Below are 12,510 nucleotides of genomic sequence, written 5' to 3'. Positions count from 1 at the left end.
TATGAGTGAAAATATAAATCAAGAAAATATCACTCCAACTGGAGGCGATGATAGTGGTAAAGATGTAAAAAAGGACTTTCAGGGTTTATTGGAAAGTACTAAAAAGTTTTTATCCGAACTTTTGGATATCCGTAATAACACGGATCAGGAAGCAACCAAAGAATCCATAATCGCTGATATTCCATTCAAGGGGCATACCTCTTGGATTTTGATTTGTTCCATTTTTATAGCCTCTGTAGGTTTAAATGCCAATTCTACTGCCGTGGTAATTGGAGCCATGTTAATTTCTCCCTTGATGGGTCCTATCTTGGGTATGGGTTTGTCCTTGGCTATCAATGATATAGATACTCTTAGAAGGTCTTTAAAGAATTTTGGGGTAATGGTGGTGCTCAGCGTAATTACGGCCTTCCTATTTTTCTATTTTTTTCCTTTAAAGGACCAATCCTCGGAGCTTTTAGCTCGTACCGAGCCGGATATTAGGGATGTGTTGATTGCCTTTTTTGGTGGACTGGCCCTGGTAATTGCAAGGGCGAAAAGAGGGACTATCGCCAGTGTGATATTTGGGGTGGCCATTGCTACGGCTCTGATGCCACCACTTTGTACTGTTGGATTTGGCCTGGCCATCGGTAACTTTTCCTATGCCTATGGTGCTATGTACCTGTTTACCATCAATACCATTTTTATTGGACTTGCCACCTTTTTGGTCATTCGTTTGTTGCGATTTCCCATGGTGCGTTATGTAAACTCACAAAGAAGACGATTAATAGCCAGAACGGCATCCGTTGTGGCGGTTCTGGTAATGATTCCTGCTAGTTTTACCTTCTACAATGCCTTGCAAAAGTCTTTGTTCAGAAAGGATGCGGGCCAGTTCGTTGCCGAAAAGATAGCTCCCTACAAATTTCAGGGCGAGGGAAGGTTTTTGGATAACCTGACCACTATGGAATACAACAAAGGCCAAGATCCTAAAATTGAGGTTGTTTTCATGGGGAATGAGACTGTACCGGACAACGTAATCGCGACTTGGGCCGCTCAAATGAAGGATTATCCCAAGTTGAAAAATACTGAACTCAAAGTGGTCCAAGGGAACAATGAGGTGCAGGATCAAATGAAGTACATAAGTGAGCTTTATGAATCCAAGAAAAATGAATTGCTCAATAAGGACCAACAAATAAAAGTGTTGGAAGGCGAACTTATGAAGGTCAGTAAACTTGCATCACAACAGATACCTTTTCAGGAGATTAGTGCCGAGGCAAAGACCAATTATGAAAATTTATCCAGTATGGGGTTTAGTTATACCATTAGTACTGATTTTAATAAAGTGGATACCATTCCAATTTTTGAGGTAAAGTGGAAAGAGGGAACCAAATCCTCCCAAGTTGCATCCGATACTAAAAAACTGAACGACTGGTTAAAATTGAGATTGAAAAATGCAAAGATTCAAGTGAAGGAAGCTAATAACTAATTACGTTCCTCTACATACATCTGCCTTACCTTTTTAAAAAGTTCGGAAGAGTATACAAAGTCGGTCACCGCTTCATTATCTGTTTTAAAGATCTCTTTGTTGGTGCCTTCCCATTCTTTGTGACCATTTTTTAAGAACAGTATTTTCTTGCCTATTTCCATTACAGAATTCATGTCATGGGTGTTGATCACAGTGGTAATGTCATATTCCTCGGTGATTTCCATAATGAGGTTGTCTATCATGATCGCCGTCTTCGGATCTAGCCCGGAATTGGGTTCATCGCAAAAAAGGTATTTGGGGTTCATTACGATTGCTCTGGCTATGGCAACCCTCTTTTGCATCCCCCCGGATATTTCAGAAGGAAACTTATGGTGGGCATCAATAAGGTTTACCCTCTTTAACACCCTGTCTACCCTATCCTTCATTTCCGATTTGGATTGTTTGGTGAACATATCCAATGGGAACATAACATTACCTTCCACGGTCATGGAATCGAACAAGGCACTTCCTTGAAATACCATTCCCATTTCTTGACGTAAATCCCTTTGCTCATCCCCAGAGAGTTTGGAATACACTTTCCCGTCGTAGCTGATTGTTCCCTGATCAGGGGTGAAAAGGCCCAAAAGACATTTCAAGAAGACAGTCTTTCCTGAACCAGATTGTCCAATAATCAGATTGGTCTTCCCTTTTTCAAAATTGGTTGTGATTCCTTTAAGGACATCTGAATTTCCAAAAGACTTGTATATGTCGTTTACTTCTATCATTAGCCTAGTAGTAATTGAGTTAACATGTAATTTACAATGATAATGGTAACACTGGTCCACACAAAAGCAGTTGTACTGGCTTTTCCAACTTCCAAAGCGCCACCTTTCATATAATATCCATGGAAAGAGGGGATGGTTGCTATTATAAATGCAAATACCATTGTTTTGATAAAGGAATAGGCAACATGGAATGGAATAAAATCTAGCTGCAGTCCCTCTACAAAGTCGGCACTAGAGCTAAATCCTCCAAATACACCAGCGACCCACCCGCCAAAAATACCCACATACATGGCAATGGCTATGGCAAATGGATAAAGCAATAGCGCAATGATTTTTGGGAAGACCAAATAATTAAGGGAATTGACTCCCATTACCTCAAGGGCGTCTATTTGTTCTGTAACCCTCATGGTCCCTATACTGGAGGTGATGTATGAACCTACTTTACCGGCCATGATGATGGAGGTAAAGGTTGGTGCAAATTCCAGAATTACAGATTGTCTGGTTGCAAAACCTATTAAATTCCTTGGTATGAACGGGTTTGTGATATTTAGGGCTGTTTGAATGGCAACCACCCCGCCGATAAAAAAGGAAATGAATATTATAATTCCCAAAGAGCCATAAATCAATTCATCTATCTCTTTTAAAATGAGGGACTTCATGATGGGCCATTTTGTAGGTTTTTTAAAAACCTCTCTAATCATAATAAAATAGCTGCCAATAGATGCTAAGTAGTTCATGTAATATAAATAGACTTCTTGCTGTAAAAATAGGAATATTAGCTTTCATTTAAGCTTCAATTATCTTTTAAAGGTATTTATTTATTTAATTTTACGTCTTTAAGATTTTAAGCATGATCAAAAATAATATAATACTTGTCCTTTTACTTTTGCTATTCATTAGTAAACCCAACGAAATTGAAGCCCAGAAAAGAGGTGGATCTGATACTCCAACTTCCACGTCCATTCAAACAAAACCAAAATTGGTGGTAGGTATGGTGGTCGATCAAATGCGCTATGATTATGTAACGCGTTTTTGGGATCATTATGGTGAAGGAGGTTTTAAACGTTTGGCCAATGAAGGATTCACATGTAAAAACAACCATTTTAATTACGCGCCTACGTATACAGGACCTGGTCATGCGTCTGTGTATACGGGAGCCACCCCTTCCATGCATGGCATAATTGGGAATGATTGGTACGATAAGGAATCTGGTAAAAGTGTGTATTGCGCAGGTGATGAGGCTTATGCTTCAGTTGGGACCTTGACCAATGCAGGGAAAATGTCACCCCATAGAATGAACACCACAACCATCACCGATGAGCTTAGATTGCATACCCAGATGCGCGGAAAGGTAATTGCCGTTTCCTTAAAGGATAGGGGAGCAGTATTGCCAGGTGGACATACAGCTAATGGGGCATACTGGCTACAGGGTGGAGACGAAGGGAACTGGATAACCAGCACCTATTATATGCAGGAATTGCCCAAGTGGGTCAAGGATTTTAATGCGTCAAATATTGTTGAAGATTATAAAAAACCATGGAATACCTTTAAGGACATCGCTTCATATTTAGAGAGTGGTACTGATGAGAGCCCCTACGAAGGAATGTTTAATGGAGAGACTACCACTACCTTTCCCCATGATCTTCCACTTCTTTGGGATGCCAATGGAGAATTCAGTCTTTTGAAATCTACCCCTTATGGTAATAGTATAACTACAGATTTTGCTTTGGCGGCACTGGATGGTGAAGAATTGGGGGAGGACGAAATCACGGATTTTTTGGCGGTAAGCTTTTCAAGTACGGATTATGTAGGGCATATGTATGGAGTCGATTCCAAGGAGGTGCAGGATACATATATCCGATTGGATAGGGATTTGGAGCGTTTTCTAAAAGCGTTGGACAAAAAAGTAGGGAAAGGGGAATATACGGTTTTTCTAACGTCAGACCATGGTGCAAATGAGGTGCCTGCCTATCTTATAGATCAAAAAATTCCAGCGGGATACGTTAAAACTTCGGAGATGCTAAAAAAGCTGAATGAATTTGTTGGGTATACTTTTGGAACGAAAGATTTAATACGGAATATTTCAAATAATCAAATTTTCCTGGATCATGGGGTAATTAAAGGATTGGATCTAAGTCTGGAAACGGTCCAAGTGGCCATAGCAAATGAAATGCTGGGGTATGATGGTGTTGAGCGAACGTATACCGCCAATCAAATGTGGCAGAACGAGTATACCAAGGGAATACCCTATATCTTACAAAATGGCTATAATCAAAAACGTTCTGGAGATGTGTTATTGGTATTAAAGCCTTCTACAGTTCAGTATTCGATCACAGGTTCTACTCATGGTTCTGCTTATTCCTATGATACGCATGTTCCATTATTTTTCTTTGGAAAGGGAATAAAAAGGGGAAGTACGGTAGTTAAAACTGAAATACCGGATATTGCTCCTACAATAGCAACTTTGTTGGGAATTGCTTTTCCGAATGGATCTACTGGAGAGCCAATACGAGAGGTTTTGGAATAATGAAATAAGTTTCTGAAATCTACTTTATAGAATAAATCTACTAAAATGAGGGCAAGCTATCCCAATAGCTTGCCCTTGATATTTTTCCATCTCAAGTCCCTGATGAAATCACCTTCTTTTTCAGTGACCAAAAAGGGAGCCTTATCTTTTTTAGCGCCAAAGAAGCCTTGAAGGTTATCCAAAAGCGACTTTAATTTACGCTGTTTCCAAGCCATTTTAGCCGATGCTATAAGGGTAATTGGAAAACCATAGCGCATGGTGTACATGGCCTTTCCCTGCAATAGTTTTGCTCTTTTGTTATAGGCTTTACCAATGGGCCGCAAATGTTTCACTTTTAAGCTTTCATCGGTATGGATGTCGAACCCGTGAAATTTGGCGAGCAATTCATCTACAGTATCCCATCCCATGGCATTTCTAAGTCCTCCCATAGCCAAGAAGCACGTTTTCTTATAGGACTTGAATGCGCCCCTCACATGATCATTGTCCATAGGGTGGTTTCTTTTCCACTCGCCGGACTCATCTTGTTCGTAAGCAATTCCTCCGGCTATACCTACATTTGGATGATTGTTGAAGATAGCGGCTATTTTTTCGAAATAGTTGTCAGGCAATATAATATCGGCATCTAACTTCACTAGGAAATCATAGTCTACTTGTAGTTGATCTAGCCCGTTTTTAAAAGCATTAACCACTTTGCTGCCAGGCATATGGAGGTGTGAGGATATAATGTTCAGCTTCTGAAATATAGGATTTAGTGCTGTGAATTCGTCTATGATACCTTCTGTAGCGTCATCAGAATTGTCATTAACCACAATTACAGAGCTGGGTTGAAGTGTCTGCCTAAGTACAGAAGACAATGCATCTTTTAAATGGATCTCTTCGTTATGTGCAGGGATTATAATACTGTACTTCATAGAAAACATTTTGCTTTTTCTTAGTATGCTTTTGGAGCTTTTCTTTCGGCATATACAATATAATAACGCGGGGTTATACTTCTTAACAAGGGTCTAATACCTAGTTTATTTACAGGATTGGTCCATTTGGCTCGATCTTTAATCTCCCATCCCGCTTTTTCCAGAAGCCAATCAAATTGCCAGTCTTCAAATTCGTGATAATGTCTGTCCCAAGTGTCTGTTTTGCTTTTATAGGCTGCGGAAAACCAAAGGCGCAAAGGAATGCTGGCAACCAGTTTGTTTGCCTTTATTTCACGAAGGACATTAAAGGGGGCCACAAGGTGTTCAAAGATTTCAAAGGCAGTAACCACCTCTGCTGTGGAATTCTTTACCGATGTAAATTCGAGATCCAAATCCTCACCCTGGGTGTTCATCACAGAATACCCCTGTTCTTTCATGATTTTAGAAAAAGGATTTTCTACCCCAAGATCTAAAATGAGTTGGTCTTTTCTAATGTGTTTTTGTAAAAATGCTGCGGTATATTTGAATCTTTTATTCGGAAAATTATTTTCGTACATGCTAATATCTATAAACGAAGGCGTTTATGTTCATTCCCGCGCCTACGCTTGCAAATATAGCAACATCTCCTTTTTTTATTTCCTGATTTTCCACTTTTCCCTTTCTAACCATATCATAAAGGGTAGGGATGGTAGCCACAGAACTATTTCCCAATTGATTGATGACCATTGGCATTACATCCTTTGGCATTTCAAGGCCGTATGATTTGTAGAAACGTTTTACGATGGCCTCGTCCATTTTTTCATTTGCCTGGTGGATGAATATTTTTTTAACCTCTTCAATACCCACGCCACTTCTTTCCAGGCAGTCGCGCATTGCATTCGGTACATGTGTCACGGCAAACTCGTAGATTTTCCGGCCATGCATTTTAATGTATTTTGTTTTTGAGGAATCTTTCTGGGAATACGAGTCTCCAAAAAATAGATAATAAGCCTCATCATTGGCGTAAGTTGCAGAGGCATGTGACAAAATGTTTCCTTCTGCATTAGCCTCAATAATTGTAGCTCCAGCACCATCGGAATAGATCATAGAATCCCTATCATACTTATCAACTATCCTAGACAAGGTTTCAGCTCCGATAACGAGACATTTTTTGGCTATGCCACTTTTTATAAAGGCATACGCCTGAATTACCCCTTCTATCCATCCTGGGCATCCAAATAAAAGGTCGTAGGCCACACATTTTGGATTTTGTATTTTGAGTTGGTGCTTAACTCGGGTAGCCAAACTTGGGAGTGTGTCTCCTTGCGACTGTCCGTGAGCCACGTCCCCAAAGTTGTGGGCAAATATTATATAGTCCAGTTCTTCCTTGTCGATACCTGCATCAGCAATGGCCTTTTCGGCAGCCTTAAAAGCTAAATGAGAGGTATTAAGGTTGGGTTCGGCATACCGCCTTTTTTCAATCCCAGTGATACCCTTGAACTTTTCAATGATTACCGTGTTTGGACTATTGAAAATTGTGCCATCAGAATTAAGGAATTCATGATTGCCAAAATCCTCGTTTGAGGTGATAATTGTTGGCAGGTAGCAACCTGTGCCTGTAATACCAATAGTCATAGAAGTAGTGTTCATATAATAGGTGCAATATAGCGCAATTTAACAAATATTACTATGCATGCATAATGAATACTACGATGTCCAATTCAAAATGATTCATGATTACTCGCTAATAAAAAAGCCTCCCTAAATGATAAGGGAGGCTCTGAGGTATTTGTTTTATTGGGATTCTTATGCTTCTGCGTACGCTTCAATTGGTGCACAAGTGCAAATTAAATTACGGTCTCCATATGCTTCATCTACCCTTCTGATGCTTGGCCAGAATTTATTTTCCGATACATAGGGTAACGGGAAGGCAGCCTTTTGTCTGCTGTATGGGAATTCCCAATTGTCATTGGTGACCATGTCTAACGTATGTGGTGCATTTTTAAGGACGTTAGCGCTATTTTCCAAAGAAGCCTCATCTATTTCGGCTCTTATGGAAAGCATGGCGTCACAAAAACGGTTCAATTCCGATAGGCCCTCACTTTCCGTAGGTTCTATCATCATCGTCCCTGCAACGGGAAAGGAAACGGTTGGAGAATGAAATCCGTAGTCCATCAATCGTTTTGCAATATCCGTTACTTCTATTCCGTTTTCTTTGAAAGGCCTACAGTCGATGATCATTTCATGCGCTGCGCGTCCCATCTCCCCTGTATATAGAACATCGAACTTACCACTAAGTCTATGTTTAATATAGTTGGCATTTAATATGGCAATTTTGGTAGAATGGGTAAGACCTTTTTCCCCCAACATTTTTATATAGCCATAGGATATCAAGCAAACCAATGAGCTTCCCCAAGGAGCTGCAGAAATAGCTGTAATGGCTTTTTCCCCTCCTGTTTTTATAAGTGGATTTCCAGGTAAAAAGGGAACCAATTGTTCTGCAACGCAGATTGGGCCAACTCCCGGTCCGCCACCGCCATGAGGAATAGCAAATGTTTTGTGAAGGTTTAAGTGGCATACATCGGCACCTATGGCCGCTGGGTTGGTAATTCCTACCTGTGCGTTCATATTGGCTCCGTCCATATAGACCTGACCTCCATTATCATGGATTAATTTTGTGATGTGCTTAATAGAAGATTCAAACACTCCATGTGTGGATGGGTATGTGACCATCAAAGCAGCTAAATTTTCTTTGTGCTGTTCAACTTTAGCCTCTAAATCGCCAACGTCAATATTACCTTTCTCATCGGTTTTTGTAACCACTACTTTCATTCCGGCCATAACGGCGGAAGCTGGATTGGTTCCATGGGCAGAAGCAGGGATAAGGCAGATGTTTCTGTTGTGATCGCCATTGGACTCGTGATAGGCCCTTATGGTCATTAAACCTGCATATTCACCTTGGGCACCTGAATTGGGCTGTAATGATGTTCCAGCAAATCCAGTAATGACATTTAGGTCTTGCTCCAATTCCTTCAACATAATTTGATATCCTTCGGCCTGTTCCACAGGTACAAAGGGGTGTATGTTGCCCCATTGTGGTGTGCTTAATGGAAGCATTTCCGAGGCTGCATTCAATTTCATGGTGCAAGAACCAAGAGAGATCATGGAATGGTTCAACGCTAAATCTTTACGCTCCAATTTTTTGATGTAGCGCATCAATTGTGTTTCTGAATGAAAAGAGTTGAAAACAGCATTTTCCATGAAAGAGGAAGTACGTTTTATGGAACCATCAATGATAGTTTTGGGTGACAGGCTATCAATTTTCACACCTTCTTTGGAAAGAGCTTTTGCGAAAATATCAGCTATTTGTTGGAGGTCTTTTAGAGAGGTAGCTTCATTCAGAGAGATACTTACCGTATCGGCATCTGGATAGAAGAAGTTTACCTCGTTCTTCTCTGCCTCCGGTCTAACCAATTTGGCATCGGCCTTCACGAGAATGGTATCAAAATAGGAAGTGTTGGTCTGGAACAAGCCCAGTTTTTCCAACGCATCGGCCAAAGTAGCTGTAGATGAGTGTACTTTGTCAGCAATATATTTTAATCCTCTCGGACCATGGTATACACCGTACATACCGGCCATAACAGCCAATAGAACCTGGGCAGTACATATGTTGGAAGTGGCTTTGTCCCTTTTTATATGTTGTTCCCTGGTTTGTAATGCCATACGCAGGGCAGGCTTGCCATCTGTATCCTTGGTTACCCCAATGATACGTCCTGGAATACTTCTTTTATATTCATCTTTAGTTGCGAAAAATGCCGCGTGTGGTCCACCATAACCCAATGGAATTCCAAATCTTTGGGTGGTACCCACTACAACATCGGCTCCAAATTCTCCCGGAGGGGTCAATAATACCAAACTTAAGATGTCTGCAGCTACGGCTACCTTTATTTCTTGTTCTTTCGCTTTGGCCACGAAAGATGCATAATCGTTTACTTGACCGTACTTTCCAGGATATTGTAATAAAGCCCCATAAAAATCATTAGTGAATTCAAAAGAGCCGTGATCACCAATAACCAACTCTATACCTAAAGGTATGGCCCTTGTTTTTAAAAGGGATAAGGTCTGTGGTAGAACTTCTTCGGAAACAAAGAATTTAACCGTATTGTTCTTTTTTTGATCCCTGCTCCTCACTTCGTATAGCATGGTCATAGCCTCGGCAGCAGAGGTGCTTTCATCCAATAGGGATGCATTGGCCAATTCCATTCCTGTAAGATCACAGATCATGGTTTGGAAATTCAATAAGGCCTCTAGGCGGCCTTGTGCAATTTCTGCCTGATAAGGAGTATAGGCCGTGTACCATCCTGGATTCTCGAGAATATTCCTCTTAATCGGAGAAGGGGTAAGGCTCTCGTGGTATCCAAGTCCAATGTACGATTTGAATACTTTATTTTTTTCGGAAAGCTTTTGGAGATGGGTAAGGAACTCGTGTTCGCTCATAGCCATCGGCAGGTCCAATGGTTTTTTTAACCTAATATCATCCGGTAAGGTCTCATAGATCAATTGTTCTAAATTATCTACTTGTACCGTTTTAAGCATTTCCGGAAGGTCTTCTTCTCTTATACCAATATGGCGCAATGCAAATACGTCTGTCCTCATATTTTGGGCGTTTTTTTTCTTAATCAAAAAGATGTGCAAAATTACTGATTTCTTATTTCAAAATCGATAAATTATGTTAGGTAAAACATAAAGTTTTTAACTAAAAATCAATCTTGTAGACAGTTTAATTAGTTTTGTTCAATGAATTGGCCTAAGCGAGTTTTTGACTTTTATTTGGATGCGAGTGTCCATGTGGCGCTAGCTGTTTTTGCTATGGCGATGGTGACTTGTTTAATCTTAAACATTTCCTTGGATCGCAATCTGGCCATATTTCTTTTTTTTGGCACAATTGTCGGTTATAACTTTGTCAAATATGGTGTTGAGGCCAAAAAATACCTCCTTGTTGCCAATAGCTACCATAAGAACATACAGATATTTAGCTTTATTTCTTTTTTTATTGCCATCTACCACGCATGGTTTTTAAACTTAGAGGCATGGAAGTGTATTGTCGTATTGGTATTATTAACGACCCTTTATGCCATACCGGTTTTGCCTAAAGCTAGAAATCTGAGAAGCCTTGGAGGTTTTAAAATTGTTGTCGTAGCAGTTGTTTGGGCAGGGGCTACCGTGCATTTGCCAGTTCTTGCTGTCTCAGGAGAGCTAACTTGGGATGTGTGGGTGGAAGGAGTACAGCGATTTTTGTTCGTTTTGGTGCTAATGGTGCCCTTTGAGATTAGAGATTTGAAATACGATGGGCCTGATTTGAAGACTTTACCTCAGCTAATTGGCTATTTAAGGACCAAGATGATAGGCACATTTGGAGCCTTTCTTTTTTTTTGGTTCCTTTTTTTAAAGGACCATATATCTAATCTGGATGCCCTGTCTAAGGGCATGGGTCTCTTTATGCTGGGGCTTTTAATGTTGTTTACCAGAAAAAAACAATCTACTTATTTTTCTTCCTTTTGGGTTGAGGCTATGCCAATCTTTTGGTTGCTATTCTTACTCTTGTTTGCTTTTTGGATATAGCTTTTCCTTCATGTCCAATTTGTCCTTCTCTGAAAGGGCATTTAAACGAGCCTGTTCACATAGGGAGGTAAGCTTGGTGTTCTTCTTCGTATATTTCGAGCAAGTCTTGCACATTAGGATGTGGAACTTAAGTCTTAGGATCTCTAAAAACTTAGCTTCTCTATACTGTGCTTTGTTGCATATTACCGCTGCTTCTTGGCAAGAAATCATAATTTAAAACCAATTTTGATTAAGGCAATCCATAAGGGTTGTTCTGGCCCTGTGTATCATCACCCAAAGGTTAGACGGATTAATATCCAACTCATTACAAATATCTTCAGTACTCATCCCCTGCACAGTTTTCATGGTGAACACCAAAGATTGTTTTTTAGGTAATTTGGAAATACAGTCTTGTATGGCCATTCCCAACTCTTCGTTTTCTATATCACTATTTTCCAATATACTCATGGGATCGGCTACCTGCTCCTCTAGCCAGTCACCGTCCGTTTCTGTACTGGAGTTATAGGTCATACGTACCTCTGCTTTTCCCTTATTGGAGTTTATTTTGCGATAATGGTCAATTACTTTTCTTTTTAATATCGCGATCAGCCATGTGCGCTCGGCAGCATCACCTTTATAGTTCTTGGCTGATTTTAATCCGGCAAAAAAGGTTTCCTGTACCAGATCTTTCGCTATTTCAGCATCGCTTACGCGGGAAACGGCATAATTAAAAAGGTAGTCGGCATATTGATCCACCCATATTTCGGGCTGTAATACGTGAGTTGTCATATCATTTTTTGCTCATACCAAATGTAATTTATTTTTTTTTGAACATTAAGTATTATTTTTGTTTAAACTGTTTTATCCTATGAAAAGCATATTCTCAATTCTTTTATTTGCAATTGTTCAATTTGGAATGGCCCAAATAAAAACAATTCCTATTACCTCGTTGTTAGAAAATCAATTGGTTTCAGTTGTTTTGGTCGATGTAAGAACACCGTCTGAATTTGAAGCTGGCCATTTAAAGAATGCAAAAAATATCAATTGGATGGGAGATACTTTTGCCAAACAGTTTGAAGCCGTATCCAAAGACCAACCAGTTTATGTGTACTGCAAGGTTGGTGGTCGTAGTTTAAAAGCTGCCGAATGGTTGATGGCCCATGGTTATAAGAATGTGACCAACCTATCCGGAGGATATGATGCCTTTTTGCAGAAAAGGAAACCTTGAAGGAACAAGTTAGCTATTTAAAAAAACCTGCAAGGATT

The 12,510-nt window shown here is 40.1% G+C and carries 11 protein-coding genes; 4 read left to right on the top strand and 7 right to left on the bottom strand.

Features of this window, described 5'->3' with window-relative positions; all coding sequences use genetic code 11:
* Position 1: 1 nt before the first annotated feature.
* Entirely contained in the window at positions 2-1,462 is a 1,461-nt protein-coding gene (locus SB49_RS09015) for a DUF389 domain-containing protein (RefSeq protein WP_062055837.1), read from the top strand.
* Here SB49_RS09015 and SB49_RS09010 read toward each other — a convergent pair.
* Together SB49_RS09010 and SB49_RS09005 are read right to left on the bottom strand one after the other, a co-directional pair.
* Positions 1,459-2,226, bottom strand: coding sequence for an ABC transporter ATP-binding protein (locus tag SB49_RS09010; protein ID WP_062055836.1), 768 nt, complete (start codon positions 2,224-2,226; stop codon positions 1,459-1,461). The genes SB49_RS09015 and SB49_RS09010 overlap by 4 nt on opposite strands.
* Positions 2,226-2,963, bottom strand: a complete 738-nt coding sequence (locus tag SB49_RS09005) for an MlaE family ABC transporter permease (RefSeq protein ID WP_062055835.1) — start codon at positions 2,961-2,963, stop codon at positions 2,226-2,228. The genes SB49_RS09010 and SB49_RS09005 overlap by 1 nt, the downstream gene beginning before the upstream one ends.
* A 113-nt stretch (positions 2,964-3,076) precedes the next feature.
* Here SB49_RS09005 and pafA point away from each other — a divergent pair, with 113 nt between their 5' ends.
* On the top strand, positions 3,077-4,753 hold the full coding sequence (pafA, locus tag SB49_RS09000) for an alkaline phosphatase PafA (protein WP_062055834.1): 1,677 nt from the start codon (positions 3,077-3,079) through the stop codon (positions 4,751-4,753).
* 56 nt (positions 4,754-4,809) lie between these two features.
* On the opposite strand, the gene SB49_RS08995 is transcribed toward pafA, so the two are convergent.
* The 4 genes from SB49_RS08995 to gcvP all read right to left on the bottom strand — a co-directional run bounded on the left by SB49_RS08995 (position 4,810) and on the right by gcvP (position 10,299).
* Entirely contained in the window at positions 4,810-5,664 is an 855-nt protein-coding gene (locus SB49_RS08995; protein WP_062055833.1) for a glycosyltransferase family 2 protein, read from the bottom strand.
* Between the two features lie 20 nt (positions 5,665-5,684).
* A complete protein-coding gene (locus tag SB49_RS08990; protein ID WP_062055832.1) occupies positions 5,685-6,221 on the bottom strand; it encodes a methyltransferase in 537 nt (178 codons plus the stop codon).
* 1 nt (position 6,222) lies between these two features.
* Positions 6,223-7,278: a 3-oxoacyl-ACP synthase III family protein gene (locus tag SB49_RS08985; RefSeq protein ID WP_062055831.1), complete on the bottom strand. Its 1,056-nt coding sequence runs from the start codon at positions 7,276-7,278 to the stop codon at positions 6,223-6,225.
* Positions 7,279-7,449: 171 nt separating this feature from the next.
* Positions 7,450-10,299 carry an aminomethyl-transferring glycine dehydrogenase gene (gcvP, locus tag SB49_RS08980; RefSeq protein WP_062059059.1) on the bottom strand — a complete coding sequence of 950 codons (2,850 nt, stop codon included), beginning with the start codon at positions 10,297-10,299 and terminating at the stop codon, positions 7,450-7,452.
* Positions 10,300-10,440: 141 nt separating this feature from the next.
* Here gcvP and SB49_RS08975 point away from each other — a divergent pair, with 141 nt between their 5' ends.
* Positions 10,441-11,265, top strand: coding sequence for a hypothetical protein (locus SB49_RS08975; protein ID WP_062055829.1), 825 nt, complete (start codon positions 10,441-10,443; stop codon positions 11,263-11,265).
* A gap of 213 nt (positions 11,266-11,478) precedes the next feature.
* Here the strand turns inward: SB49_RS08975 and SB49_RS08965 are convergent, their stop codons facing one another.
* A complete protein-coding gene (locus SB49_RS08965) occupies positions 11,479-12,033 on the bottom strand; it encodes a sigma-70 family RNA polymerase sigma factor (protein ID WP_062055825.1) in 555 nt (184 codons plus the stop codon).
* Between the two features lie 79 nt (positions 12,034-12,112).
* Here SB49_RS08965 and SB49_RS08960 point away from each other — a divergent pair, with 79 nt between their 5' ends.
* Positions 12,113-12,472, top strand: a complete 360-nt coding sequence (locus SB49_RS08960; RefSeq protein ID WP_062055822.1) for a rhodanese-like domain-containing protein — start codon at positions 12,113-12,115, stop codon at positions 12,470-12,472.
* Positions 12,473-12,510: the final 38 nt, after the last annotated feature.

The sequence above is a fragment of the Sediminicola sp. YIK13 genome (assembly GCF_001430825.1).
Lineage (GTDB): Bacteria > Bacteroidota > Bacteroidia > Flavobacteriales > Flavobacteriaceae > Sediminicola.
The sequence above is the reverse complement of the archived record's forward strand: the minus strand, read 5'-3'. Positions and strand labels throughout refer to the sequence as shown.

Excerpts from the sequence above, each read along its gene's own strand:
- SB49_RS09015 (WP_062055837.1), top strand. The coding sequence starts at position 2 with ATGAGTGAAAATATAAATCAAGAAAATATCACTCCAACTGGAGGCGAT.
- SB49_RS09010 (WP_062055836.1), bottom strand. The coding sequence starts at position 2,226 with ATGATAGAAGTAAACGACATATACAAGTCTTTTGGAAATTCAGATGTC.
- SB49_RS09005 (WP_062055835.1), bottom strand. The coding sequence starts at position 2,963 with ATGAACTACTTAGCATCTATTGGCAGCTATTTTATTATGATTAGAGAG.
- pafA (WP_062055834.1), top strand. The coding sequence starts at position 3,077 with ATGATCAAAAATAATATAATACTTGTCCTTTTACTTTTGCTATTCATT.
- SB49_RS08995 (WP_062055833.1), bottom strand. The coding sequence starts at position 5,664 with ATGAAGTACAGTATTATAATCCCTGCACATAACGAAGAGATCCATTTA.
- SB49_RS08990 (WP_062055832.1), bottom strand. The coding sequence starts at position 6,221 with ATGTACGAAAATAATTTTCCGAATAAAAGATTCAAATATACCGCAGCA.
- SB49_RS08985 (WP_062055831.1), bottom strand. The coding sequence starts at position 7,278 with ATGACTATTGGTATTACAGGCACAGGTTGCTACCTGCCAACAATTATC.
- gcvP (WP_062059059.1), bottom strand. The coding sequence starts at position 10,299 with ATGAGGACAGACGTATTTGCATTGCGCCATATTGGTATAAGAGAAGAA.
- SB49_RS08975 (WP_062055829.1), top strand. The coding sequence starts at position 10,441 with ATGAATTGGCCTAAGCGAGTTTTTGACTTTTATTTGGATGCGAGTGTC.
- SB49_RS08965 (WP_062055825.1), bottom strand. The coding sequence starts at position 12,033 with ATGACAACTCACGTATTACAGCCCGAAATATGGGTGGATCAATATGCC.
- SB49_RS08960 (WP_062055822.1), top strand. The coding sequence starts at position 12,113 with ATGAAAAGCATATTCTCAATTCTTTTATTTGCAATTGTTCAATTTGGA.